Below are 23,391 nucleotides of genomic sequence, written 5' to 3'. Positions count from 1 at the left end.
TCGGTGATGAAGCGTTGGCGCGTGGCGATCACGGCGGTGATCGCGCTGGCGGCTCCGGTCGGCGCGACGATGACGGTCGGCACGTTCGTGGCCAAGGCGAGCGCGCTCCGCGCCAACCCGCTGGCCGCGTTCACCTCGCCGGATTTCCCGCTGCTGCGCACCGAAGCGCAGACTGCGACGGCACAGCTCAAGGCTGACCGCGACGCGCGCCGCGCCGCGGGCAAGCCGCCGATCGCCTGCGTGCCGGAGGGTCAGTCGATCGGCATCACCGACATGATCGACGGCCTTGCGGCGCTGCCGCCCGCGGCGCAGAAGCTGCCGCTCAAGGATGGCTATGCCCGCGTGATCGCCCAGCGCTTTCCCTGCCGCTAGCCGGCGGTCCCCAGCCAGAGCACGATCGCGCCGAACAGCAGGAGCGACCAGGTCGCGCCGAACATCAGCCCCGCCGTCCGCCACGCCGCGCCCCACCAGCCGAGCCGATAGGCGCCGCGCAGTTGCAGGAAGAAGTGGACGGGGACGAGGAACAGCGCCCAATCGGTCGACGCACCGGTCGCACCCAGCGCCGCCATCCCCACCAGCAGCAGCATGACGGCAGCCAGCGAATAGGTGATGAACACCAGGTGGTCGTAGATCCGGTACTCGCGCCGCCAGAAGAACATCGCCCACAGGAAGGGCAGCGAAATGGGGATCAGCGCCCAGGCGAACTTGTGCGCGTTCGCCTCGATCTGGAGGAGCGCCAGCGCGGGATCGGCACGCGCGGAGGCGATCCTCGCGTCCAGGCTGTCCCAACCGGTATGCACCGGCCCCGCGATCGTGGTCGGATGCTCGACGCCCTGCACCACCCGCTCGGCCGAGAGCAGCCCGTGAAGATCGGCGCCAGCCGATTCGAGCTGGCGGTCGAGTGCGATGGCCGTCGCGCCGGTCGCGGACCGCCGTTCCTGTTGCAGGCGCGCCACCTTCGTTCGGGCATCGGCGATCTCGACCTGCAGGTCCGCCGACGTCAGGACGCGACCGTTATGCGAGACCTGCGCATGCGGTCGGAGCGGCGGCCCGAGCACCTCGATGGCGGCGAACATCAGCAGCACGCCGAACAGGAACAACGCCAGAGGCGACACGAACCGCGCCCGCTCCCCAGCGATGTACCGCCGCGTCAGCGCGCCCGGCCGCAACGCCAGCATCGGCAGCGTGCGCCAGATCTTGCCCTCGAAGTGGAACAGCCCGTGCGCCAGATCATGCCCGACCGAAGCCACCGTGCGATGCACGTGCGCGCTCTGGCCGCAGGCGTGGCAGTAACGCCCGATCAGGCGCGTTCCGCAGTTGAGGCAGACGTCGCTCGTCGCGCCAAGGCTCGCTCCGCCCGCCGCGGGCTCGACCGCGCGTGCCCAGGCCGCCCCGCTCGCCGCGTCTCCCACCGCCTCGACTGCTCCGGTCATGCCGACAGGCTAGGCGAGCAGGGGGCAGCGGAGCAAGCCTGTCCTGTAGGATCGCAAGAGGCTACGCTGGCGCAATGAGGGTGCGTTTCCCAGGGCGGCGGGTGAGCCGACCGACATCTCCGGTGCGGTTTTCATCTCCTCGCCCCTCGCACGATGAAGCCCGATGGCGCACTTGACCCGCCGTGTCGGCCTGCTCGGCGGTTCGTTCAATCCGGCGCATGGCGGGCATCGGCGGATCACGCTGGCGGCGATCCGCGCGCTGGCGCTGGACGAGGCCTGGTGGCTGGTGTCGCCCGGCAACCCGCTGAAGCCCGCGGCCGGCATGGCGCCGCTGGCGGCCCGGCTCGCGTCGGCGCGCGCGATGGCACGGCATGCGCCGATCCGGCCGACCGCGATCGAGGCGCGGCTCGGCACCCGCTACACCATCGATACGCTTCGCGCGCTGCAGCGCCGCTACCCGCACACGCGGTTCATCTGGCTGATGGGCGCGGACAATCTCGCCCAGTTCCACCGCTGGCGCGACTGGCGGGGCATCGCGCGTGCCGTGCCGATTGCGGTGATCGCCCGGCCGTCCTATAACCGGGCCAGCATCGCAGGTCCGGCGATGGCGTGGTTCCGGCGTTATGATCGCCGACCGGAGCAGGCCAGGCGTTGGACGACGTGGAGATTGCCGGCCCTGGTGCGCTTGCGCTTTCGCCTCGACCCGACCTCCGCGACGAGCCTGCGCGCGGCCGACCCCGATTGGGCAGGCCGCTTCCCGCCCGACCAAAACTAAGGAGCCGATTTGCCCGCCCGACCCGCGCTTCGTCCCGCCGATCCCGCCGAAGCGGATGCGCTGCATCGCCTGGTGCTCCAGAGCCTGGACGACGATCAGGCGGTGGAGACCGTCTCCATCCCGCTCGCCGGCAAGTCGTCGATCGCCGATCATATGGTGATCGCGTCCGGCCGTTCGACGCGCCAGGTCGCGTCGATGGCGACCAAGCTCGCCGAGCGGATCAAGGCGGAGTGCGGCCGCAGCCCGCGGGTCCAGGGGCTGCCCGCAGCCGATTGGGTGCTGATCGACGCCGGCGACGTGATCGTCCACCTGTTCCGCCCGGAGGTGCGCTCCTTCTACAATCTGGAGCGGATGTGGGCGTTTGGCGACGCACCGGTGGCGGCGGCGTCGCCGGCGGGGCAGGCGTAATCCTCCTTCACATCGTCGCGCGGGGGAAGCTCGGACGGTCGCCGGAAGCGGCGCTGGTGACGCGCTATCTCGGCCGTATCGCCTGGCCGACCCGGATGACGGAGCTGCCGGACCAGGGCGGCCGGGTCCCGTCGTTGCCGGAGCAGGCCCGGCGCGTGCTGCTCGACGAAACGGGGGAGGCGCTGACCAGCCTCGCGTTCGCCGAGCGGCTGGGGCGCTGGCGCGACGACGGCGTGCGTGAGGCGCGGTTCGAGCTGGGCGCGGCGGACGGGTTCGGCCCGGCCGAGCGGGCGGGCGCGGACCTGCTGCTCTCCTTCGGCCGGTTGACCTGGCCGCATTTGCTCGCCCGCGCCATGCTCGCCGAGCAGCTGTTCCGCGCGACCAGCATCCTCGCCGGCCACCCGTATCACCGCGAGGGGTGAGCGTGCGCCGCCTGCCCTTCGCCGCCCTCGCGCTGGCGCTGCTCGGCGCGGCGCCGCCCGCCGACGACCGCGCCCGCCTCCTCGACGCCAAGCGTGATGCCGCCGCGGCGAGTGGCCGGGCCGACGCATGGACCGCGGCCGCCACGCGCGAGAGCGACGCCGCCGCGCGCGCGCGCGACGAGGAGCGGGCGCTCACCACGCGCGTTGCCGCCGCAGCGGCGGGCGTGCGGGCCGGCGAGGCGCGGGTGGCGCTGATCGCTACGCAACAGGCCACCGAACGCGCGCGGCTCGCCGCCGCCGAGGCGCCGGTGGCGCGGCTGCTCGGCGCGCTGACCAGCCTGGCGCGGCAGCCGGCGATCGCCACGATCGCGCAACCCGGCTCGGTCGACGACCTGGTCCATGTCCGCGCGGTGCTGGGCGCCGCCTTGCCGGAAATGCGCGCGCGTACTGCCGGTGTCCGGGCGGAGCTGGCGGCGACGCGGCGGTTGCAGGCCAGCGCCTCGCTTGCCGCCCAGGCGTTGCAGGACGGACGCGGCGAGCTGGAGCGGCAGCGGGTGGCGCTCGCCGCGCTGGAGGCCCGGCACCGTGGACAAGCCGAGGCGTTCGGCCGCAGCGCCGTCGCTGAATCCGACCGCGCGCTGGCGTTCGGCGAGCACGCGCGCGATCTGGTCGACCGGTTGTCCGAACAGGGCGAGGCCCAGGCCCGATCCGCCGACCTCGCCGCGTTGCCGGGCCCCTTGCCGCGGCCGCTCGCGCCCGGCGGCGCTCCGCCCGTCGTGCCGCCTACCGCCTATCGCCTGCCCGTTGCCGGCCGGCTCGTGACCGGGCTGGGCGAGGTATCTGCGGCGGGCGTGCGGGCGCGGGGGCTCAGCTTCGCGGTCGCGCCCGGCACGCCGGTGGTCGCGCCGGCGGCAGGCGTGGTGCGCTATGCCGCGCGCTTCCGGGGCTATGGCGTGATCGTGCTGATCGACCATGGCGACGGCTGGTCGACGCTGCTGACCGGGCTCGGCCGCAGCGCGGTCCGACGGGGCGCATCGGTCGCGGCGGACGCGCTGCTCGGACAGGCGGCACGAGGCGACGCCCCACAGGTCACCGTCGAACTGCGCCGGCGCGGCCGCCCGGTCGACATCGCGGCGCTGATCGGCTGAGATCAGCTGCCGCCGGGGTCGACCAGCCGCTGCAGCAGCGCCGACGCCAGCGGTGCGGCGTGCGCGATGCCGAACCGCTTGTCGTGCACCCAGACCACGCGCGCCGCCCAGCGTTCGTTGCCGCACTGCAGCCGTACGGCCGCCCCGGCCCGCGGCGGCGCGTTACCGTGCAGCAGTGCGCCGATGGGCGAAAGGTTGAGCAGATGGACGCGCATGACGCCCTCCGCGGTGGTCATCTCCGCCGGCAGGAACACCTTGTGGCGCGGCGCGCCGCGGGGGCTCGCGCCGGCGGGTAGAAAAGAGCGGGGGGGCTCGGCCATCGTCCCGCTCGCCAGAGCGCAAGCGGCGGGGGGCCGCAAGGCATTCCATCGCGTCACCCCGGCCGCCGAACTGTTCACAGGACCTTGTCCAGCGTGATCGGCAGGTCGCGGATGCGCTTGCCGGTGGCGTTGAAGATGGCGTTGGCCACGGCCGCGCCGACGCCCGTGATGCCGATCTCGCCGATCCCGCGCGCGCCCATCGGCGCATGCGGATCGGGAATGTCGGTCCAGATCACCTCGATCTCTGGCACGTCCATGTGGACCGGCACATGATATTCGGACAGGCTGGGGTTCATGATGCGCCCGAGCCGCTCGTCGAACTGCGTCTCCTCCATCATCGCCAGGCCGAGCCCCATGATGATGCCGCCCCGGAATTGGCTCATCGCGGTTTTCGGGTTGAGGATGCGGCCGCAATCGAACGAGCCGAGGAAGCGCCGGACGCGGATCTCGCCGGTGACGGCATTGACGCCGACCTCGCAGAACATGGCGCCGTGGCTGTGCATCGACCAGTGCTGCAGCTCGAGCGGCGGGGGTGCGGCCGCCTCCACCACCAATTCGTCGCGCTGCGCGCGCGACAGGATGGAGCCGTAGCTCTCGTGGCGGCCGGGTTCGTCGAGCTTGGCGAGGCCGCCGTCCATGCCGCCGACCTCGTCCGCCGAAAGCCCGGCGAGCGGCGAATCGTTGCCCGCCAGCTTGAGGAGTTGCGTCACCAGTTCGCGCTGGGCCGCGATCACGGACATGCCGATCGAGGCGGTCTGCTGCGAGCCGCCGGCGAGCACCGTGCCCGGCTGGAAGCTGTCGCCGTAGCGGAAATCGACCTGATCCAGCGGCAGCCCGAGCCGGTCGGCGACGACCTGGGTGTGCGCCGTCATCGTCCCCATGCCCATCTCGTGGGCGGCGATCTCGACGGTGACGCCGTCCCGCCGCAGTGTCATGCGCGCCGCGCCGCCGGGCATGCGATGATAGGGATAGCAGGCCGTGGCCACGCCCATGCCGATCTGCCACTCGCCTTCGCGATGGCCGCCGGGGAGCCCGCGCCTGGCCCAGCCGAATCGCTCGGCACCGTCGCGGAACGCCTTTTCGGTGTCGCGCTGCGAGGGTGGCGCGCCCGTCACCGGGTCCTTGTCCGGCTCGTTCTTCAGCCTGAGCTCGATCGGGTCCATGCCGAGCTCGTGCGCGAGCTCGTCCACCGCGCTTTCCAGCGCGAAGGTGCCGACCGATTCGCCGGGCGCGCGCATGAAGGTGTTGGCGAGCATGTCGATATACGCGACCTCCAGATCGAATTTGAGGCTGCCGCTGCTGTAGGCGCTCATCACCGGCAGGATGAACGGCTCCGGCATGGTGTTGTGCGGGCTGATCACCACCGTACCGGTATGGATCAGCGCGTCGAACGTCCCGTCCGCCTGCGCACCGATGGCGACGCGCTGTTCGGTCGCGGTGCGGCCGCCGACCGTGCGGTACACGCCCTCGCGCGACAGCATCAGGCGCACGGGACGGCCGGCCAGCTTCGCGGCCGCCGCGGCGAGCACCTGATGCCACCACAGGCACTTGCCGCCGAAGCCGCCGCCCACGAACGGCGAGGTGACGCGGACCTGCTCCTCCGCGAGCCCGAACACCTGGGCGAGGCTCCAGGCCGTGTGTGAGACCAGTTGCGAGGCGTCGTGGACGCGCAGGGCGTCGCCGTCCCATGCGACGGTGCAGGCGTGCAGCTCGATCGCGTTGTGGCTATGGCGCGGCGTCGTATAGGCCCGGTCCACCCGGTGCGGGGCGGCGGCCAGCATCGCTTCCGCGCCGCCCCGGTCCATCTGGAGCGGCTGGCCCATGAACTGGCCGGTCTCGGTGCCCTTCGCCTTGGCGGCCGCGAACGAGGTGACGCCTGGCTCGGTCTCGTAGGCGACGTCGATCAGCGACTTGGCGTGGTCGGCCTGCTCCTGCGTCTCGGCCAGCACGACCGCGATCGGCTGGCCGTTCCAGTGGACGCGATCGTCCTGCATGATCGGCAGGTCGATGCCGCCCGCCGCCTTGGGCTGCGTCATGAACAGCGGCACGTTCGCCATGCGCGGCGCGTTGAGATGCGTCATCACCAGCGCGACACCCGGTGCGGCCGCCGCGGCGGCGGTGTCGACGCGACTGATCCGGCCCTTGACCACCGTGCTGAAGGCGACGGCGGCATAGAGCATCCCGTCCAGCGGGAACTCGGCGGCGAACGGAGCGGCGCCGCGCACCTTGAGCGGTCCGTCCAGCCGCGAGAGCGGCTTGCCGACGTTGCCGTGCCGCTCGCGGATCAGCGGGTCGGGCCGGCCACCGGGGATGAAGCTGTCGGGCGCGAGCTGCACCGCCTTCTGCATCACCATTTCCGCGGCGCCCTGCACCGCGTTCTTGGCGTCTTCGAGGATGTTGCTCATGCGTCCGCTCCCGCGAGCTCGCCCAGCGCGGCGGCGATCGTCCGCCGGGCCAGCTCGATCTTGAAACCATTGTCCTTCAGCGGACGCGTGTCGGCGAGCTCGGCCTCGGCCGCGGCGAGGAACGCCGTCGCCTCGGCGGGTCCACCCCGCAGCATCGCCTCGGCCGTCGCCGCCCGCCAGGGCTTGTGCGCAACGCCGCCCAGCGCCAGCCGCACGTCGGCGACGCGACCGCCCTCCACGCGCAGCGCCGCGGCGACGGAGACCAGCGCGAAGGCGTAGCTGGCCCGGTCGCGGACCTTGCGATAGGTGGAACGGGCGGCAAGATCGCTTCGCGGCAGCTCGATTGCCGTGATCAGCTCGTGCGGAGCGAGCGCCGTCTCGATGTTCGGCGTGTCGCCGGGCAGGCGATGGAAATCCACCAGCGGGATCGTGCGCGCGCCGTCGTCGCCTTCGACATGGACGATCGCGTCGAGCGCGGCGAGCGCCACGCACATGTCGGACGGGTGCGTCGCCACGCAGGCCGGGGACGCGCCGAGGATCGCGTGAATGCGGTTGAAGCCCTCGATCGCGTCGCAGCCCGTGCCCGGCGCACGCTTGTTGCAGCGCGCGCCGTCCTCGTCGTAGAAATAGGCGCAGCGGGTCCGCTGCAGGAGGTTGCCGGCCGCGGTCGCCATGTTCCTGATCTGGCCGGACGCGCCGGCCAGGATCGCGCGGACGAGCATCGGGTAGCGCTCGCGTACCAGCCGGTGCTCGGCGATCGCAGTGTTGCGGGCGGCGGCACCGATCATCAGCCCGCCGCCTGCCGTCTCCTCGATATTGGTGGGCAGGGCGGTGACGTCGACCAGCGCATGCGGCCGTTCGATCGTTTCGCGCATGAGATCGATGAGGTTGGTGCCGCCGCCGAGATATTTGGCGTCGCCGACCGCGCCGAGCCGCAGCGCTTCGGCCGCGTCGTGCGCGCGGGCGTAGGTGAAGGGGGTCACGCCGCCACCTTGCGTGTGTCCGCCACGTCCGGCGCGACGGCGCGATTCTGCGCGTAGGTTTCGGCGATCGCGTCGACGATGCCGTTATAGGCGCCGCAACGGCACAGATTGCCGCTCATCCGCTCGCGCAGCTCGTCATGCGTCAGCCTTACGTCGCCGGTCAGGTCGGCGGTGACGTGGCTGGGGACGCCGCGCTCGACCTCCGCGATCATGCCGATCGCGGAGCAAAGCTGACCGGGGGTGCAATAGCCGCACTGGAAACCGTCATGCTCGACGAAGGCGGCCTGGAGCGGGTGCAACTGGCCACCGTTCGCCAGCCCCTCCACCGTGGTCACCTCGCGCCCGTCGCACTGTACCGCCAGGGCCAGGCAGGAAAGGATGCGTTCGCCGTCGACCAGCACGGTGCAGGCGCCGCACGCGCCCTGGTTGCAGCCCTTCTTGCTGCCGTGGAGGTGAAGGTGCTCGCGCAGATAGTCGAGCAGCGAGACGCGCGGATCGTCGGGGGGGACGGCGGCGTGGCCGTTGACGGTGATGGGCATGGGGAAGGCTCCGGCGGCAAGCGGATGACCTGCTGCAAAGCGCGGGCAGGCGGGTCCGGTTCCTGTTGCGAGCCGTTCTCGCGTGGGGAATGTCTAAGCGGCCCAGCGTGTCAGCAGCGTGTGGGCGATGGCATAGGGCGGCGGCGCAACGAACGCGCCGGGCTCGCCCGCCAGCACCGCGCGGACCTCGTCGCGCGGAACCCAGATCGCGTCCTCCAGCTCGTGGCGGTCGAGCGTGATCGCGTCGTCCTCGGCTTGCGCCACGCAGGCGATCATCAGCTGCGCCGGAAACGGCCAGGGCTGGCTGGCGACATAGCGGACGTCGCGCACGCGGACGCCTGCCTCCTCCCCGATCTCGCGCGCCACCGCCTCCTCGATCGACTCGCCCGGCTCCAGGAAGCCGGCCAGCGCCGAGTAGCGCCCCTGCGGCCATGCCGCCTGCCGCCCGAGCAGCGCGCGGCCGTCATGCTCGGCGATCATGATGACGACGGGATCGACGCGGGGGAAATGTTCGGTCGCGCAATTGGGGCATTTGCGCCCCCAGCCGGCGCGGAACGGCGCGGTGCCTGTCCCGCAATTCCCGCAGAAGCGGTGGCGCGCGTGCCAGTCGAGCACCGAGCGCGCCGCCCCCCAGGTCGCCGCCTCGCCTTCGGCCATCAGCCCGAGCGCGGCGAGCAGCCGCGGCGAGCGGAACGGCGCGCCGCCGGACTCGCCGGTGATCGCCGCAAAATGCGCGCGGTCGTCCGCCAGCCCCAGCAGCACCAGTTCGGCGTCCTCCGGCGCGTCGGCGATGGAGGTCCAGCCGAGCCGGCCGTCATCGCCGACCTGCGGCTCATAGCCCGGTCCCAGCACCAGCAGCCGCGCGCGCCAGTCGGTCGCCGCCGCCAGCGCATCCGGGTCGTGACGGAGCCGGTCGGCGCGGTCGAGCCGGCCGCCGGTGAAACCGGGCGCGCTCACCTCACCGGCCGAACCGCGCGGTGTCGGCCGCCAGCGCGTGCGCGAGGTCGGCGCGCAGCGGCCATTTCTCGGGCGGCATGTAGTTGACCATCACCGTGGTGCGCGAGCGGTGGGCCGGATCCACGAAGGCGATGGTGCCGGCCGCGCCTCCCCAGCCATAGGTGCCCTTGCCCGGGAAGCCGCCCGGCCCGTCGGCGAGGAAGACGGAGCCACCCGCGCCGAAGCCCATCGGCGTCGCGCCCTGCGTGCCGCCGGTGCCGCCGCCGATTCCGCCGAAGGTGACGCCGGCGGGCAGCAGGTTCGACATCATCAGCGCGATCGTCTCCGGCCGTGCGACCTGCACGCCCTCCAGCGTGCCGCCGTCCTGGAGCATGTGCAGGAAGCGATCATAGTCGCGCGCCGACATCACCAGGCCCGCGCCGCCATAGGGGAAGGTGGGCGGCGACAGCCACACCGAGGTGCGGCCGGCATCGATCGGCACGCGCGTGTCGCCGACGAACGCATAGTCGGTCGCCAGCCGCCCCGCTTCGCTCGCCGGCACGGTCCAGTAGCTCGAGGTCATCTTCAGCGGCGCGAAGATGCGCGTGTTGACAAAACGGTCGAACGGCATCCCCGACGCCTTCTCGATCACCGCCCCCATCACGTCGAGGCCGATCGAATAGCTCCACTTCGTCCCCGGCTCGGCGATCAGCGGCAGCGTGGCGACGCGATTGGCGAACGCCGCCAGCGTCTTGGGCCTGACCAGCCGTGCCTGCGCCTCCGATTTGGCGTCGATGACGCCGGGCAGGATGCCGAGCCGCTCATATTCGTGCAGCAGCGGTCCCTTGGTGATGATCGAATAGCCGAGCCCGGCGGTGTGGGTGAGGAGGTTGCGGATCAGGATCGGGTGCCGGGCGGGCACGCTGGCGAGGCTGGTGTCGGGGCTGGTCAGCACCCTCATCGTCTTGAAGGCGGGGAAAAAGTCGCTGAGCGGTTGGTCGAGCCGGATCTTGCCGTCCTGGATCAGCAGCATCGCCGCCATCGCGGTGAGCGGCTTGGTCATCGAATAGACGCGCCAGAGCGAATCCGCGTCGGCCCGCGCCGCGTCCGCCCCGTCGGCGATATGGCCGGCGGTGACGAACAGCGTGGGGAAATCGCCCACCCCGAACGCGCCGACGATGCCCGGCATCTTGCCGTCGCGGACGTAGCCGTCGAACAGCGCCTGCGTCGCGGGCAGCAGCGCGTTGGCCGGCATCCGCATGCGCGGGGCGGCGGGTAGGGGCGTCGCCGGCCGCGGCGCGGGCGGCTGCGGCACGAGGCGCGACTGGGGTTGCGGCTGCGGCTGCTGGGCCAATGCCGAACCACCGAGCGCAAACAGCGCCAGCGCCGAACCGAACATCCGAAGCGTCATGCCAACCCCTCCATCGCGCGCGCCGCCTTGGCGAACAGCGTCGGCAGCCCCGCCGCCGCCAGCTCGTCCACCGGCCACCATTCGCCCTCGGCCGCGCCATGCGCCGGAGCGTCGGCGACGGCAAGCGCGAGATCGAGGTCGAAATGGGTGAAGCCGTGGCGGACGGTCGCGTCTAGCAGCCGCCAGTCGGCGGGGGCGGGCGCGCCGGCCAGGCCGGGCGGTGCGTCGATCCACGGCCCGGTCGGCAGCGCGCGCATTCCACCGAGCAGGCCCTTGGCGGGCCGGCGGACGAGCAGGACCTCGCGCCCGGCGGGATGGGCGGTCGGGCGCGTCAGCCAGAAGATCGTCCCATGACGCTGCCGCCGCGCCTTCTTCGCCGCTTTGACCGGCAGCCGCTCCGGCGCGCCTTCCGCATAGCCGCGGCACCGCTCGCGCAGCGGGCACAACAGGCAGCGGGGGGCACGCGGCGTGCAGATCGTCGCGCCCAGGTCCATCATGGCTTGCGCGAAGTCCCCCGCCCGCGCCGTCGGCGTGATCGCCGCCGCCGCCGCCCGGATCGCCGCGCGCGCGCCCGGCAGCGGCGCGGCAATCTCGGCGAGCCGCGCCACCACGCGCTCGACATTGGCGTCCACCACCACCGCGGCCTCGCCGAACGCGATCGCCGCCACCGCCGCTGCGGTATACTCGCCCAGCCCGGGCAGCCGCCGCAGCTCGGCCTCCGTTTGCGGAAAAGCGCCGCCATGCTCGGCCGTCACCGCCCGCGCCGTCTTCAGCAGGTTGCGGGCGCGGGCATAATAGCCCAGTCCTGCCCAGGCGGCCATCACGTCAGACTCGTTCGCTGCCGCCAGGCTGGCGACGTCGGGCCAGCGCGCCACCCAGGCCGCGAAGCGCGGCCGAACCGTCGCGACCGTGGTCTGCTGCAGCATCACTTCGGACAGCCACACCCGATACGGGTCGGCGGTCCCGTCCGGGACGCGCCACGGCAGCGCGCGGGCATGCGCGTCGTACCATGGCAGCAGTCGGTCTGCGACCGACGGGGCGGGCAGGCGATCGGCGGCCGATGAGCGCTTGGCGGGCACGGCCGCGCTATGGCATGAGCCGTCGGGTGAGCAAGCGCCCGCGTCCCCCCCAGCCTGAGCCGCAGCGCGCGAATCGCTCCCGCGCGGTCGCCGAGCTGCTGCCCGCGATCGGCGGCGCCGCCTTTCGCCGCTTCGGCTTCGTCCAGTCGGCGATCGTCAGCCGCTGGCCGGAGATCGTCGGCGAGCGCTGGGCCGGCATCAGCGCACCCGAATCGCTGCGCTTCCCGCCCGGCAAGAAAGCCGAGGGGGTGCTCAGCCTGCTGGTGAAGGGCGCGCACGCGTCGACCATGCAGCACATCACGCCCGAGATCACCGAGCGGGTGAACCGCTTCTTCGGCTACGCCGCGGTCGCGCGCGTGCAGATCCGGCAGGGCGAAGTGGCAGCGCGCGAGTCGCGTCGCGCGCCGCTCTCGCTCAAGCCCGCGCCCGCCGAGATGGGGCAGGGGCTGAAGGCGATTGTCGACCCGGAGCTGCGGGCCGTGCTCGAGTCGCTCGCCGCCGGCGTCGCCGCCACGGCCGGCCTCCCGCGGATCGGCTGACGCACATGCGCATGATCGCCGCCGTCGCCGCGCTGCTCGCGCTCGCCGCCGCCACCCCGGCGCGCGACTGGCGCGAGGCGGCGGTGAAGACGCCCGCCAGCGCCTACCTGATCGGCAACCCGGCCGCGCGCGTGAAGCTGGTCGAATATGCCAGCTACACCTGCCCGCACTGCGCCGCCTTCTCCGCCGAATCAGCGCCGGTGCTGAAGGACCAGATGGTGCGCTCCGGCGCGGTCAGCCTGGAGTATCGCCACCTGATCCGCGACGGGCTCGATCTCGGCGCGGCGATCCTGGCGCGCTGCACGGGGCCGCGCAACTTCGCGGCCACCACCGCCTATATCTTCGCCGCGCAGGACCAGTGGCTGACGCGCGGCATCGCCTTCCAGGAAACGAATGGGCAGCGCATCGTGCTCTACCCGCGCCTTGCGCAGCTGCGTGCGCTGGCGGACGGCGCGGGGCTGACCGCGATGATCCAGGCGCGCGGCCTTTCGCCCACCGCGACCGACGCCTGCTTCGCCGACGGGGCGGAGGTCGATCGCGTCCTGCGCCTGACGACGAGCGCGCCGGCAGGGGTCAACTCGACGCCGACCTTCTTCATCAACGGCAGGCAGACGCCCAATGTCGATTGGGCCAGGCTGGAGCCGCTGCTCCGCGCCGCCGGCGCGCGCTGACTTCCTTTGCGCGCGCCATCAGGATAGCGGGAGTATGAACATGGAGTGCCGCGTCCGATGAAAGCCTTTGCCCCCGCCCTCATGCTCGCCGTCTCGCTCGCCGCCTGCGGGAGCAAGGACGCCGGCCAGACCCAGGCCGCCCCGGTCAAGGCTGTCCTGGCGCCCGCCGGGCAGGACTGGACGCAGACGGTCAGCAAGACCGCCGAGGGCTATGTGATGGGCAACCCCAACGCGCCGATCAAGCTCGTGGAATACGGCTCGCGGCTGTGCCCCGTCTGCAAGGCGCTGGCCACTGACGGCTATCAGCCGCTCACCGACACTTATGTGAAGTCGGGCAAGGTCTCGTTCGAGTTCCGCGAGTTCCTGGTCCACGGCGCGCCCGACATGCCGCCGGCGCTGCTCGGCACCTGCGTCGGCCCGCAACCCTTTTTCCCGCTGCTGGAGCAGATGTTCGCCAACCAGGAGGCGTTCGAGGACGCGCTCCAGAAAGCCACCCCCGCGCAGCAGCAGGCGATCCAGGCGGCGCCGCCGGCGCAGCGCTTCCGGGTGATGGCCGAGGTCATGGGGCTGATCGACTTCGTCAAGCAGCGCGGCGTCCCCGCCCCGCAGGCCGACGGCTGCCTGACCAACATGGCCGAGATCGATCGCCTGACCAAGCAGACCCAGGACAAGGGCCCTGAGCAGGGCGGCGGCGACGGCACCGTCAGCGGCACGCCGACGCTGATCCTCAATGGTCGCAATCTCGGCACGCTAAGTTGGAACCAGCTGCAGCAGGCGCTGAAAACCGCGGGCGCCTGATCGATTCGCGCGTCAGCCGGCTGGTCTGGGTCGATCGCCGCACCGCGGAACATCTGCTGGCGGTCGAATAGGTCCGTCTTGGCTCAGTATGGCCGTTACGTTCGCCCGTTCACCGGCCATGTGGGTGCGGATGCGTGCGATCATCGTGTGTGCGGCCTGCTGATATTCGTCCCACTGCCCGCCGACGTCCGTTGCGCTCCATTTCTGAACGTACAGCCGGAATGCCTCGCCCATCGCGGTGCAGGTGCGCTTCATCTCGGCCAGCCGGTGCGCCTCCGCCGGTCGTGCCTTGGCGAGCATCGGATCGAAGACTTCGCGGTGCTTGAACAGCTGATAGGCGGTCAACGCGCGCACCAGCGCCCACCGGGCCCGTGCCAGGCCCGGCACGTCGCGCACATCATGTGCCAGCATCGCCTCGGACCGTCGAATGATGCCGAGAATCTCGGCTTGGTGCTGGAGCAAACGTTCAAGCGCCCGCCGGGATGTTATGCCTGTCACTGCGCTCTAATCTCGTAATCTATGTTACGCGTTAAACAGACAAGTGTCGGGAAGGCAATGCAATTTCACTCAGCGTTGCCTTTGGGCGGCAGGGTCGCTTGCCGGTCCAGGCGGCGGAACGTATATCGAACACATGGCGCAGCTCGACGTCCGTCGGAAATTGGCGATCCTGGCCGACGCGGCGAAATATGATGCGTCGTGCGCATCGTCCGGCACGGCGAAGCGCAACAGCCGCGACGGCACGGGGCTCGGCTCGACCGAGGGGATGGGCATCTGTCACGCCTATGCACCCGACGGACGCTGCATCAGCCTGCTGAAGATCCTTCTGACGAACAGCTGTGTCTTCGACTGCCACTATTGCATCAACCGCAAGAGCTCCAACGTCCGCCGCGCACGCTTCACCGCCGCGGAGGTCGTGCAGCTGACGCTCTCCTTCTACCGTCGCAACTACATCGAGGGTCTGTTTCTCTCGTCCGGCATCATCCACTCCTCGAATTACACGATGGAGCAGCTGGTGGAGGTCGCGCGCGCGTTGCGCGAAGATCACCAGTTCCGCGGCTATATCCACCTCAAGACCATCCCCGACGCCGACCCGGAGCTGGTTCACCAGGCCGGCCTCTTCGCCGATCGCGTGTCGATCAACGTCGAGCTACCCACGGTCGCCGGCCTGGCGCGGCTCGCCCCCGAAAAGTCCGCGCCGCGGATCGAAGGCGCGATGGCAGCGAACAAGGTAGCGATCGCGGACAATGCCGACGCGGCGAAGCGCTACAGATCGGCCCCGCGCTTCGCCCCCGCCGGGCAGTCGACGCAGATGATCGTCGGCGCGGACGCGGCGACCGACGGCGACATCATCGGCCGCGCCGCCTCGCTCTACGACCGGTTCGGGCTGCGTCGCGTCTATTATTCCGCCTTCAGCCCGATCCCCGACGCGTCGGCGGTGCTGCCGCTCCAGCGCCCGCCGCTGATGCGCGAGCATCGGCTCTACCAGTCCGACTGGCTGATGCGCTTTTATGATTATCAGCCCGCGGAGGTCGCCGCCGCCGCCGATCCGGGCACCGGCATGCTGCCGCTCGACATCGATCCGAAGCTCGCCTGGGCGCTCCGGTTCCGCGAGCGCTTTCCCGTCGACGTCAACCGCGCGCCGCGCGAGGCGCTGCTGCGCGTGCCCGGCCTGGGGGTGAAGGCGGTGAACGCGATCTTGGCGAGCCGCCGCTGGCGTCGCCTGCGCCTCGCCGACGTGGCGCGGCTGACGGTCTCGATCGCCAAGCTGCGCCCGTTCATCGTCGCCGAGGACTGGCGGCCGGTGGCGTTGGCCGATAAGCTCGACGTGAAGCCGTTGGCAGCGCCGAAGCAGGAGCAGATGGAGCTGTTCGCCGCGTGACGCACTTGAGCGTAGGATGGGGGTGACATGAACGTCGTTACCCTCCCGGCTCCCGACGATTTCGACGCCTGGCGGGACGCCGCCCGCGCGCTGGCCGCCGCCGAGGTACCATCCGACGCCGTGATCTGGCAGGTCGGCGACGCGCCGGCTGACCTGTTCGCCGCGGCAGACGTGCTTGCCTCGCCTGCCGCTGCGCTCTCCTCGCCCGGCTTTTCGGTTCCCCGCGCGTTCCTGGACCTGGCCCGCGACGTCGTCCTTGCCGCCGATCCGGAGCGCTTCTCGCTGCTCTACCTGCTCCTCACCCGCTTGCGCCGCGAGCCGAAGCTGCTGGAGGATCGCGCCGACCCGCTCGTCCGCCGCCTCGAAACCATCGCCAAGGCTGTCCGCCGCGACATCCACAAGATGCGCGCGTTCCTGCGCTTCCGCGAAGTGACCGACGACGGGGGCAGCCGCTACGTCGCCTGGTTCGAGCCCGAACACCACATCGTCCGCGCCAACGCCGCCTTCTTCGTCAACCGCTTTGCGTCGATGCGCTGGTCGATCCTGACGCCCGAGGTGTCGCTGCACTGGGACGGCAAGGCGCTCAGCGAGGGTCCCGGTGCCGCCCGCGCCGATGCACCCAGCGGCGATCCGATCGAGGAGGTGTGGAAGACCTACTACGCCAGCATCTTCAATCCCGCCCGCGTCAAGGTCGGCGCGATGCTGAAGGAGATGCCGCGGAAATACTGGAAAAACATGCCCGAGACCGCGTTGGTCCCGCAGCTGATCGCAGGGGCGCAGGCGCGGGAGACAGGCATGATCGAGACGGCGCGCGCCAAGGATCACGGGGCAGTCGGCGGCAACAGCGCGATGGCGTGGGACGCGCTGCGCGAGGAGGCGGCCGCCTGCACCCGCTGCCCGCTCTACAAGCCCGCCACGCAGACCGTGTTCGGCGAAGGCCCGGTCAACGCGCAGCTGATGTTCGTCGGCGAGCAGCCCGGCGACCAGGAGGACCTGGCCGGCAAGCCGTTCGTCGGACCCGCCGGACAGGTGTTCAACCGCGCGCTCGCGGCCGCCGCGATCGATCGCAGCCGTGTCTACGTCACCAATGCCGTCAAGCACTTCAAGTTCGAGCAGCGCGGCAAGCGGCGCATCCACGCCAAGCCCGGTGCGGGCGAGATCGAGACGTGCCGCTGGTGGATCGAGCAGGAGCAGCTGCTGGTCAAGCCGGAGGTCTCGGTCGCGCTCGGCGCCACCGCCGCGCGCTCGCTGTTCAACCGGGTCGTGACGATCGGCCGCGAGCGCGGCCGCCCGCTACCCCTGCCCGAAGGCGGCCAGGCCTTCATCACCGTCCACCCCAGCTATCTGCTCCGCCTCCAGGACAAGGCGCAGGCGGAGGACGAGTTCGGCCGCTTCGTCGAGGATCTGAAGGCGGCGCAGGCGCTGCTGGGTGAGCCCGTCCGGCCCTTGAGCGACTAGCCGCCGACGATAGGGTTTGGAAACGCTCGGCTTTGGGATAACAGGCCGTTCACCCTCTGGGGGGGGAGCACAGCGCGGGGCTGGCGCATGACGAAGAGGCTTCACCATGATTCGCACCGTTTGGATCGGGGCGCTGATCGCGCTCGCCACGACGACATCGGCTCACGCGGCCACGACCCTGAGTTGGTCGTTCGCGGGGACCAACACCGGCTCCGGCCAACTCACCTATGATGATCCGACGGACGTAGTGACTGCGTTCTCGGGCGCCTATGCCGGCGGCAGCGTAGCATTGGTGAGCTTCACCAGCGACCCGAACAATCCCGGCGCGCAGATCGAGCCCAATGGCGGCGGCCTCTACACCTATCGGGCAGTCCCGAACACGGGCGGGGCCAACTACACGTTCGATGGCCTGTTCCACCAGACCTACGCCAATCGGGGCTATCTCGTGAGCACGGGTACGGGCGCGAACGAGCGCGTCTATGTGTTGAATGTCGACCACAACAGCGACGGCGCCGATCAGTTCAACTTCTTCAGCATCAATCCGGACGGCTCGTATCGTCAGGATTTCGGCACCTTCGCGACGTCCACGGTCACCGCCACGGGAGGCGTGCCGGAGGCGGCGACGTGGACGATGATGATCGCGGGCTTCGGCGTCATCGGCTTCTCCATGCGTCGTCGCACGACGCGGACGGTGGCTGCGGCCTGATCCGATCGGGGAGAGCCGTGAGTCTGACGCCAGCGGCTCTCCCACTCAGGCGGCTCTGCCGGCCATCTTGCTGTCGCTAGATCACATGGCCTGCGGATCAGGTCCGATCCGTGCTCCCGCATCCAATCCGTCGAGCGCGGCGATATCGTCCTCGTGCAGGGTCATCTCCTGCGCCGCGACATTCTCGCGCAGATGCTCCGGGCTCGACGCCTTGGGGATCACCGAATAGCCCTTCGCCAGATGCCAGGCGATCACCACCTGTGCGGGCGAGCGGCCGTGCTTGGCGGCCAGGCGCGTGATCGTCGCGTCGGTCAGCAGGCCCTTGCCCTGACCGATCGGGCTCCAGCTCTGCGTCACGATGCCGTGCGTCTCGTGATAGGCGACCTCGGCGCGGCGCTGGTGGCGCGGGTGCAGCTCGATCTGGTTGACCGCCGGGACCACGCCGGTCGCGTCGATGATGCGGTCGAGATGCTCGGGCAGGAAGTTGGACACGCCGATCGAGCGCGCCTTGCCGGCCGCGCGCAGGTCGATCAGCGCCTTCCATGCGTCTAGATACCGATCCTGCGCCGGCGACGGCCAGTGGATGAGGTAGAGGTCGACCGCGTCGACGCCGAGCAGCGCCAGGCTCTCGTCCAGCGCCGCCTCGGCGTCGCCTTGGCGGTCGTTCCACAATTTGGTGGTCAGGAACGCGCCGCTCGCCTTCACGCCCGCGCCGACGCCGCGCTCGTTGCCGTAGATCGCGGCGGTGTCGACAAGCCGGAAGCCGGCGTCCAGCCCGTCGCGCACGATCGCAGGCGCCTGAGCGTCCGCAATCTGCCAGGTGCCCATGCCGAGCTGCGGCATCGTGAAATCGTCGTTGAGCGTCAGGTCGGCCATGCCGCGCCCAACCGCCGGCCGTATCCGCCGGTTCCGACCGTCGCCGAGCATAGGAGCGCGCTGCCGGTTCGGCTATGGCCGGGACCGGGCGCCGGCAGGAGGGGCGGGTGATGGAAGAGCGTGAGGGTGAGTTGAGCCAGGCCGAGATGATGATCCGCCGCGTGTCGCCTGAAGGCCGCGCGGCCGCCCGGCGCGAAGCGGCGGCGCGGGCGCGGGCGCGGCGGCCGGCGACGCTCGCGGCGATGGTCTCGATCGTCCTGCTGATCGGGGCCGCGCTGGGCGGCGCGCCGCTCGCGGCGATCCTGCTCTCGGCGGCGGTGCTGGTTGCGCTGACGCTGCTGGTTCTGCATCAGACCCGGCCGGCGCGCGTCACCACCGAAGTGCTGGTCCGGCGCACGCCGCTGCCCGAGCTGCCCGCCCGCGCCGGCGCGTGGCTCGCCGACCAGCGCCGCGCGCTGCCCGCGCCCGCCGTGCAGCTGACGGACGCGCTCGCCCGTCGGCTCGACGAGCTCCAGCCTCAGCTCGCGCGCCTGTCGCCCGACGAGCCGGCGGGGGAGGCGGTGCGCAAGCTGCTGGCGACCGAGCTGCCCGGCCTGGTCGACGGCTGGCGCGCCATCCCGCCGAGCCTGCGCGCGCAGCCCCGCCCCGACGGCCGCACCGCCGACACCCATCTGGTCGACGGCCTCAAGCTGATCGACGGCGAGGTCGCGCGCATGACCGAGCAGCTCGCCCGCGGTGCGGTGGACGAGGTCGCGACCCAACGACGGTATCTGGAACTGAAATACAGCGGCGACGGATCTCTCTAACTCCTCCCCGCAAGCGGGGAGGAGTCAAGAATTGACCGACAGCACCAGCTTGGGGTCCGGCAGGTCCTCCGGCGTGTGCCCCTCGATCGGCGTCACCGCGGTGCCGATCGCGAAGAACTCGATCACGTGCGTCGACCAGCCGTGGCTGCCCTCGTGCAGGTCCGCGCCGACGACACCCTCCGCGCCCGCCTGCGTCGCCTCCATCTGCATCCGCTCCATCGCGATCTCGCGCGCCTCGTAGAGCGCGACCGAGAAGTTGGTCAGCTCCAGATTCTGTCCGATCGAGCCCAGCGAGGCGAACGGGCCCCGCCTCGCGACGTGGAACACGCAGGAGCCCATCACCATCTCCAGCGGCCGGTAGCCGGCCTGGAGCAGCGTCCAGAAATCCTGGCCGGACAGGGCACTGGTGAACGGCTCGCCGCGCGGGCCCTTGAAGCCCGGATGCCCGGCGGCGTGGACGATGCCGGTGCCGATCGCGACGAACTCCAGCACCTTGGAGTCCCACTCCATCCGCTTCACGGTCAGCCGCACGCCGACGATGCCGTCGGCGCCCATCTGCTTGGCCTCCGCGCGCATCCGCTCCATCGCCAGCGCGCGCGCCTCGTACATCGCGGTCGAGAGCACATCGAGCTCCACCGACGACGACCAGCCCGCCATCTGGAAACCGAGATGGTAGATGCACGACCCGACGCAGAGCCCGACCGGCTCGAACCCCGCCTTCCTGACCAGCAGGAACTCGTTGACCGAGAAATCGGAGGTGAACACCCCGTCCGGATGGCCGGCGCGGCGCAGCCCCGCGAGGCGCTGCAGCGCGTGTTCCGGTACCGGCATGCTGTTGTCGGCCATCAGATCGCTCCTTCCTCGTCCATGCCGTCGCCGTCGTAGACCGAATGGCGGTGCCCCGCGCCGCCGTTCAGCGGCGACAGCGCGTCGCGCATGTCGACCACCGGCTCGATCGCATGCGGCACCGGTGCGCCGCGTTGCGTGTCCACCACCGTGCCGATGACGATGTGCCGGCCCAGATAGGCGGGCGGCTGCTTGTCGCGCTCGCGGCGGATCAGCTGGCCGAACTGGGTGTGCGCCAGCACGCCGTTCCCCTGCCGCGCCGCCGCCTCGCGCAGGTCGGCGTGCGCGGCACGGCGGATCGCGTTCCAGAAGTCCATCAGGTCGGTGAGCGGCTGGTTGCCGCTGAACGCCTGCGTCGCCCATTGCGTCCGCCGGAGCGCGCCGGCGTCCGCCCACCCATAGCCGCCCCAGCCGCCGCCGCCCGACCACGGGTTGCCCAGCCACTCGTAGCGCGCGCCGACCGCCAGCCCGACCGGCACGATGTCCGCCTCCAGCAGGCGCACGAACTCCAGCGCCGGCACGGTCGCGATCACCGGGTGCGGCGCGGGCTTGAGGCCGTCGACCTTCACCGCCGTGCCGATCAGCGTGAAGTCCATGCTCGCGCCGATCCGGTGGCGCAGCGTCCGCAGCCGCACGTCGACCACTGCGTTCGCGCCCGCCGCCGCCGCCTCCAGCCCGATCCGGTGGAGCGCGTCGTGCCAGCCCTGCGCGTGGCCTTCCGTCCAGCTGCGGCCGTAGAAGAACCAGCAGGTGCCCGACACCGTCGCGACCGGCCGGATGCCGTGCGTCCTCGCCAGCAGCAGCTCGGCCGGCGTCATCGTCGCCACCCACGCGCCCCCACCCGCTTGAACGCCGGCCGCCGCACCGGCGAGCCGCGCGGTCACGAACCGCGGCAGCCCGTCATGCTCCAGCGCCACCGTCCAGGCGTCGGCGCGCGCGGCGTGGTCGATCCGGGCGGGCGGCTGCGGCATCGCTGCGGTGCTTGCCGCATCGCCGGCGGAAACGCCAGCACGCCCGCGCGTTGCCCCGTCCATGAGTAAATCTCCTGCAAGCCGACGTGTCGTCATCACCGGCGCGTCGAGCGGCATCGGCGCCGCGACCGCGGCAGCCTTCGCGGTCAGCGGCGCGCACCTCGTCCTCGCCGCGCGCGGGGCGGACGGGCTGGAGGCGGTGGCGGCGCGCTGCCGGGCCGCGGGCGGCGAGGCCTGGGTCTTTCCCGCCGACGTCACCGACGCCGCGCAGAGCCTGGCGCTCGCGCATGAGGCCGAGGCGCGGCTGGGCGGCATCGACCTGTGGTTCAGCGACGTCGGCATCGGCGCGGTGGGCAAGTATCAGGACGTGCCGATCGCGGCGCACGCCCGCGTGATCGAAGCCAATCTGCTGGGCCACATGAACGACGCGCACGCGGCGCTGCCCGTCTTCCTCCGGCAGGGCCACGGCATCTTCGTCAACATGATCTCGGTCGGCGGCTTCGTCGCGACGCCGTTCGCGGCCGCCTACGCCGCCAGCAAGTTCGGCCTGCGCGGCTTCTCGCAGGCGTTGCGCGGCGAACTGTCGCTGCATCCGCGCATCCATGTCTGCGACGTCTATCCCACCTTCGTCGACACGCCGGGGCTCGATCATGCCGGCAACTATGCGGGCCGGCGGCTGACCACGCCGCCCGGCACGCTTGCGCCCGAGACGGTGGCGAGGGCGGTGGTCCGCCTTGCCGACCGGCCGCGCAACACTACGGTAGTGGGCGCGCCCGCGCCGCTGTTCGTGCTGGCGCAGGCGTTCGCGCCCAACCTGTCTGCGGCGATCATCAACAGCTTCTTCGGGACGTATTTCGCGTCCGCCGAGCGGGTGCAGCCGACCGCGGGCGCGCTGTTCGCGCCCGGCGAACCGGCCGGCGAAGCGGCGGGCGGGCTGCGCCGGCCGGATCAGCGGGTGAAGGCGGCGGTTGCGGGCGGGCTCGGCGCGGCGGCGGTGGCTGCGCTCGGCCTGGCCTGGTGGGCGACGCGCCGACCCCGGGCGTGAGGATCGCCACCTTCAACGTCAACGGCGTCAACGGCCGGTTGCCCGTCCTGCTCCGCTGGCTGGCGGAAACGCAGCCCGACGCGGCCGTGCTGCAGGAGCTGAAGGCGCCCGACGACAAGTTCCCCGAAGCGGCCATCCGCGCCGCCGGCTACGATCCGATCTGGCATGGCCAGCCGCGCTGGAACGGCGTCGCGCTGCTCTCGCGCGTCGGCGCGCCGGTCGAGACCCGCCGCGAGCTGCCGGGCGATCCCGATCCGACGCAGAGCCGCTACATCGAGGCGGCGGTGAACGGCATCCTGATCGCCGGGCTGTATCTGCCCAACGGCAACCCGCGCCCGGGGCCGAAGTTCGCCTACAAGATCGCCTGGTTCGACGCCCTCCTCGCGCACGCCGCCGATCTCGTCGCGAGCGGCGCGCCGGTGATCCTGCTGGGTGATTTCAACGTGATGCCGACCGACCTCGACGTCTACAAGCCCGAGCGCTGGAAGGACGACGCGCTGTTCGCCCCCGAGGTCCGCGAACGCTACGCCCGGCTGCTCGCGCAGGGCTGGACCGACGCGATCCGCGCGCTGCATCCCGGCGAGCGGGTCTACACCTTCTGGGATTATTTCCGGAACGCCTGGGGCCGCGACGCGGGCCTCCGGCTCGATCACCTGCTGCTCAGCCCGTCGCTCGCGCCCCGGCTGCGTGCTGCCGGCGTCGATCGGGCCGTGCGCGGGCAGGACAAGACGAGCGACCACGCGCCCGCCTGGGTGGAGCTCGGGCCGGGATAGCGCTCCAGCGATCTGGGCGGTCATCGTGCGGAACGGATGTCGGACCGAGGGTCCGGGGGAAGTTGGGGGACGTATCATGAAGGCCATTCATCGGTGGAGCGCGCTCGCGCTCGTCGCACCGATCGCGCCCGCCGCGGCGACGACGGTGATCGTCGACGCCAAGC

At 71.4% G+C, this 23,391-nt stretch carries 26 protein-coding genes; 14 read left to right on the top strand and 12 right to left on the bottom strand.

What is annotated here, in order from left to right:
• The first annotated feature begins 6 nt into the window (after nt 1-6).
• Nucleotides 7-372 (top strand): hypothetical protein, encoded by a 366-nt coding sequence (locus ACFE64_RS02020; protein ID WP_375390775.1) that lies wholly within the window; start codon nt 7-9, stop codon nt 370-372.
• Here ACFE64_RS02020 and ACFE64_RS02015 read toward each other — a convergent pair.
• Entirely contained in the window at nt 369-1,433 is a 1,065-nt protein-coding gene (locus ACFE64_RS02015; RefSeq protein WP_375390774.1) for a DUF3667 domain-containing protein, read from the bottom strand. The genes ACFE64_RS02020 and ACFE64_RS02015 overlap by 4 nt on opposite strands.
• 163 nt (nt 1,434-1,596) lie before the next feature.
• Here ACFE64_RS02015 and ACFE64_RS02010 point away from each other — a divergent pair, with 163 nt between their 5' ends.
• From ACFE64_RS02010 to ACFE64_RS01995, 4 genes are read left to right on the top strand one after another with little or no spacing between them, the layout of a single operon-like run.
• Entirely contained in the window at nt 1,597-2,208 is a 612-nt protein-coding gene (locus ACFE64_RS02010) for a nicotinate-nucleotide adenylyltransferase (protein WP_375390773.1), read from the top strand.
• A 9-nt stretch (nt 2,209-2,217) separates the two neighbouring features.
• The gene (gene rsfS / locus ACFE64_RS02005) at nt 2,218-2,616 is read left to right on the top strand and encodes a ribosome silencing factor (RefSeq protein ID WP_375390772.1); all 399 of its coding nucleotides are present in this window, start codon (nt 2,218-2,220) and stop codon (nt 2,614-2,616) included.
• On the top strand, nt 2,616-3,038 hold the full coding sequence (locus tag ACFE64_RS02000; RefSeq protein WP_375390787.1) for a 23S rRNA (pseudouridine(1915)-N(3))-methyltransferase RlmH: 423 nt from the start codon (nt 2,616-2,618) through the stop codon (nt 3,036-3,038). The genes rsfS and ACFE64_RS02000 overlap by 1 nt, the downstream gene beginning before the upstream one ends.
• 2 nt (nt 3,039-3,040) lie before the next feature.
• On the top strand, nt 3,041-4,186 hold the full coding sequence (locus ACFE64_RS01995; protein ID WP_375390771.1) for a murein hydrolase activator EnvC family protein: 1,146 nt from the start codon (nt 3,041-3,043) through the stop codon (nt 4,184-4,186).
• 2 nt (nt 4,187-4,188) lie between these two features.
• Here ACFE64_RS01995 and ACFE64_RS01990 read toward each other — a convergent pair whose 3' ends face one another.
• The 7 genes from ACFE64_RS01990 to ACFE64_RS01960 form a co-directional block, all read right to left on the bottom strand.
• A complete protein-coding gene (locus ACFE64_RS01990; protein WP_375390770.1) occupies nt 4,189-4,506 on the bottom strand; it encodes a PilZ domain-containing protein in 318 nt (105 codons plus the stop codon).
• 74 nt (nt 4,507-4,580) lie between these two features.
• On the bottom strand, nt 4,581-6,911 hold the full coding sequence (locus tag ACFE64_RS01985; protein WP_375390769.1) for a xanthine dehydrogenase family protein molybdopterin-binding subunit: 2,331 nt from the start codon (nt 6,909-6,911) through the stop codon (nt 4,581-4,583).
• Nucleotides 6,908-7,894 carry an FAD binding domain-containing protein gene (locus ACFE64_RS01980; RefSeq protein WP_375390768.1) on the bottom strand — a complete coding sequence of 329 codons (987 nt, stop codon included), beginning with the start codon at nt 7,892-7,894 and terminating at the stop codon, nt 6,908-6,910. The genes ACFE64_RS01985 and ACFE64_RS01980 overlap by 4 nt, the downstream gene beginning before the upstream one ends.
• Nucleotides 7,891-8,433 carry a 2Fe-2S iron-sulfur cluster-binding protein gene (locus tag ACFE64_RS01975; RefSeq protein WP_375390767.1) on the bottom strand — a complete coding sequence of 181 codons (543 nt, stop codon included), beginning with the start codon at nt 8,431-8,433 and terminating at the stop codon, nt 7,891-7,893. The genes ACFE64_RS01980 and ACFE64_RS01975 overlap by 4 nt, the downstream gene beginning before the upstream one ends.
• 93 nt (nt 8,434-8,526) lie before the next feature.
• Nucleotides 8,527-9,390, bottom strand: coding sequence for an NAD(+) diphosphatase (gene nudC / locus ACFE64_RS01970; protein WP_375390766.1), 864 nt, complete (start codon nt 9,388-9,390; stop codon nt 8,527-8,529).
• Between the two features lies 1 nt (nt 9,391).
• Nucleotides 9,392-10,780 (bottom strand): serine hydrolase domain-containing protein, encoded by a 1,389-nt coding sequence (locus ACFE64_RS01965; protein ID WP_375390765.1) that lies wholly within the window; start codon nt 10,778-10,780, stop codon nt 9,392-9,394.
• Nucleotides 10,777-11,799 carry an A/G-specific adenine glycosylase gene (locus tag ACFE64_RS01960; RefSeq protein WP_375390786.1) on the bottom strand — a complete coding sequence of 341 codons (1,023 nt, stop codon included), beginning with the start codon at nt 11,797-11,799 and terminating at the stop codon, nt 10,777-10,779. The genes ACFE64_RS01965 and ACFE64_RS01960 overlap by 4 nt, the downstream gene beginning before the upstream one ends.
• Before the next feature lie 74 nt (nt 11,800-11,873).
• Between ACFE64_RS01960 and ACFE64_RS01955 the strand changes: the two genes are divergently transcribed.
• Genes ACFE64_RS01955 through ACFE64_RS01945 form a run of 3 tightly spaced genes read left to right on the top strand, consistent with a single transcriptional unit; the run spans nt 11,874 to nt 13,867 of the window.
• The gene (locus ACFE64_RS01955; RefSeq protein WP_375390785.1) at nt 11,874-12,398 is read left to right on the top strand and encodes a DUF721 domain-containing protein; all 525 of its coding nucleotides are present in this window, start codon (nt 11,874-11,876) and stop codon (nt 12,396-12,398) included.
• A 5-nt stretch (nt 12,399-12,403) separates the two neighbouring features.
• Nucleotides 12,404-13,069 (top strand): DsbA family protein, encoded by a 666-nt coding sequence (locus tag ACFE64_RS01950; RefSeq protein WP_375390764.1) that lies wholly within the window; start codon nt 12,404-12,406, stop codon nt 13,067-13,069.
• 57 nt (nt 13,070-13,126) lie between these two features.
• Entirely contained in the window at nt 13,127-13,867 is a 741-nt protein-coding gene (locus ACFE64_RS01945) for a DsbA family protein (RefSeq protein ID WP_375390763.1), read from the top strand.
• A gap of 12 nt (nt 13,868-13,879) precedes the next feature.
• Here ACFE64_RS01945 and ACFE64_RS01940 read toward each other — a convergent pair whose 3' ends face one another.
• A complete protein-coding gene (locus ACFE64_RS01940) occupies nt 13,880-14,329 on the bottom strand; it encodes a hypothetical protein (RefSeq protein ID WP_375390762.1) in 450 nt (149 codons plus the stop codon).
• Between the two features lie 169 nt (nt 14,330-14,498).
• Here ACFE64_RS01940 and ACFE64_RS01935 point away from each other — a divergent pair, with 169 nt between their 5' ends.
• From ACFE64_RS01935 to ACFE64_RS01925, 3 genes are all read left to right on the top strand, one after another.
• Nucleotides 14,499-15,746: a putative DNA modification/repair radical SAM protein gene (locus ACFE64_RS01935; protein WP_375390761.1), complete on the top strand. Its 1,248-nt coding sequence runs from the start codon at nt 14,499-14,501 to the stop codon at nt 15,744-15,746.
• A 27-nt stretch (nt 15,747-15,773) separates the two neighbouring features.
• Complete coding sequence (locus tag ACFE64_RS01930; protein WP_375390760.1) at nt 15,774-17,204, top strand: UdgX family uracil-DNA binding protein; 1,431 nt, start codon at nt 15,774-15,776, stop codon at nt 17,202-17,204.
• Nucleotides 17,205-17,310: 106 nt separating this feature from the next.
• A complete protein-coding gene (locus ACFE64_RS01925) occupies nt 17,311-17,910 on the top strand; it encodes a PEPxxWA-CTERM sorting domain-containing protein (protein WP_375390759.1) in 600 nt (199 codons plus the stop codon).
• An 81-nt stretch (nt 17,911-17,991) separates the two neighbouring features.
• Here the strand turns inward: ACFE64_RS01925 and ACFE64_RS01920 are convergent, their stop codons facing one another.
• Nucleotides 17,992-18,786 (bottom strand): aldo/keto reductase, encoded by a 795-nt coding sequence (locus tag ACFE64_RS01920; protein WP_375390758.1) that lies wholly within the window; start codon nt 18,784-18,786, stop codon nt 17,992-17,994.
• Between the two features lie 107 nt (nt 18,787-18,893).
• Here ACFE64_RS01920 and ACFE64_RS01915 point away from each other — a divergent pair, with 107 nt between their 5' ends.
• Nucleotides 18,894-19,592 (top strand): hypothetical protein, encoded by a 699-nt coding sequence (locus ACFE64_RS01915; RefSeq protein WP_375390757.1) that lies wholly within the window; start codon nt 18,894-18,896, stop codon nt 19,590-19,592.
• Between the two features lie 24 nt (nt 19,593-19,616).
• On the opposite strand, the gene ACFE64_RS01910 is transcribed toward ACFE64_RS01915, so the two are convergent.
• A complete protein-coding gene (locus ACFE64_RS01910; protein ID WP_375390756.1) occupies nt 19,617-20,438 on the bottom strand; it encodes a heavy metal-binding domain-containing protein in 822 nt (273 codons plus the stop codon).
• On the bottom strand, nt 20,438-21,472 hold the full coding sequence (locus tag ACFE64_RS01905; protein WP_375390755.1) for a heavy metal-binding domain-containing protein: 1,035 nt from the start codon (nt 21,470-21,472) through the stop codon (nt 20,438-20,440). Before ACFE64_RS01905 ends, ACFE64_RS01910 begins: the two co-directional genes overlap by 1 nt.
• Between ACFE64_RS01905 and ACFE64_RS01900 the strand changes: the two genes are divergently transcribed.
• Both ACFE64_RS01900 and ACFE64_RS01895 read left to right on the top strand, forming a co-directional pair.
• A complete protein-coding gene (locus ACFE64_RS01900; protein WP_375390754.1) occupies nt 21,471-22,454 on the top strand; it encodes an SDR family oxidoreductase in 984 nt (327 codons plus the stop codon). The genes ACFE64_RS01905 and ACFE64_RS01900 overlap by 2 nt on opposite strands.
• On the top strand, nt 22,451-23,227 hold the full coding sequence (locus ACFE64_RS01895; RefSeq protein ID WP_375390753.1) for an exodeoxyribonuclease III: 777 nt from the start codon (nt 22,451-22,453) through the stop codon (nt 23,225-23,227). The genes ACFE64_RS01900 and ACFE64_RS01895 overlap by 4 nt, the downstream gene beginning before the upstream one ends.
• Nucleotides 23,228-23,391: the final 164 nt, after the last annotated feature.

The sequence above is a fragment of the uncultured Sphingomonas sp. genome (genome assembly GCF_964250165.1).
In the GTDB taxonomy this organism is placed as follows: domain Bacteria; phylum Pseudomonadota; class Alphaproteobacteria; order Sphingomonadales; family Sphingomonadaceae; genus Sphingomonas.
This window is presented reverse-complemented; position numbering and strand designations above follow the sequence as displayed.

Excerpts from the sequence above, each read along its gene's own strand:
- ACFE64_RS02020 (WP_375390775.1), top strand. The coding sequence starts at position 7 with ATGAAGCGTTGGCGCGTGGCGATCACGGCGGTGATCGCGCTGGCGGCT.
- ACFE64_RS02015 (WP_375390774.1), bottom strand. The coding sequence starts at position 1,433 with ATGACCGGAGCAGTCGAGGCGGTGGGAGACGCGGCGAGCGGGGCGGCC.
- ACFE64_RS02010 (WP_375390773.1), top strand. The coding sequence starts at position 1,597 with ATGGCGCACTTGACCCGCCGTGTCGGCCTGCTCGGCGGTTCGTTCAAT.
- ACFE64_RS01990 (WP_375390770.1), bottom strand. The coding sequence starts at position 4,506 with ATGGCCGAGCCCCCCCGCTCTTTTCTACCCGCCGGCGCGAGCCCCCGC.
- ACFE64_RS01985 (WP_375390769.1), bottom strand. The coding sequence starts at position 6,911 with ATGAGCAACATCCTCGAAGACGCCAAGAACGCGGTGCAGGGCGCCGCG.
- ACFE64_RS01975 (WP_375390767.1), bottom strand. The coding sequence starts at position 8,433 with ATGCCCATCACCGTCAACGGCCACGCCGCCGTCCCCCCCGACGATCCG.
- ACFE64_RS01965 (WP_375390765.1), bottom strand. The coding sequence starts at position 10,780 with ATGACGCTTCGGATGTTCGGTTCGGCGCTGGCGCTGTTTGCGCTCGGT.
- ACFE64_RS01955 (WP_375390785.1), top strand. The coding sequence starts at position 11,874 with ATGAGCCGTCGGGTGAGCAAGCGCCCGCGTCCCCCCCAGCCTGAGCCG.
- ACFE64_RS01950 (WP_375390764.1), top strand. The coding sequence starts at position 12,404 with ATGCGCATGATCGCCGCCGTCGCCGCGCTGCTCGCGCTCGCCGCCGCC.
- ACFE64_RS01945 (WP_375390763.1), top strand. The coding sequence starts at position 13,127 with ATGAAAGCCTTTGCCCCCGCCCTCATGCTCGCCGTCTCGCTCGCCGCC.
- ACFE64_RS01935 (WP_375390761.1), top strand. The coding sequence starts at position 14,499 with ATGGCGCAGCTCGACGTCCGTCGGAAATTGGCGATCCTGGCCGACGCG.
- ACFE64_RS01930 (WP_375390760.1), top strand. The coding sequence starts at position 15,774 with ATGAACGTCGTTACCCTCCCGGCTCCCGACGATTTCGACGCCTGGCGG.
- ACFE64_RS01925 (WP_375390759.1), top strand. The coding sequence starts at position 17,311 with ATGATTCGCACCGTTTGGATCGGGGCGCTGATCGCGCTCGCCACGACG.
- ACFE64_RS01920 (WP_375390758.1), bottom strand. The coding sequence starts at position 18,786 with ATGGCCGACCTGACGCTCAACGACGATTTCACGATGCCGCAGCTCGGC.
- ACFE64_RS01910 (WP_375390756.1), bottom strand. The coding sequence starts at position 20,438 with ATGGCCGACAACAGCATGCCGGTACCGGAACACGCGCTGCAGCGCCTC.
- ACFE64_RS01900 (WP_375390754.1), top strand. The coding sequence starts at position 21,471 with ATGAGTAAATCTCCTGCAAGCCGACGTGTCGTCATCACCGGCGCGTCG.
- ACFE64_RS01905 (WP_375390755.1), bottom strand. The coding sequence starts at position 21,472 with ATGGACGGGGCAACGCGCGGGCGTGCTGGCGTTTCCGCCGGCGATGCG.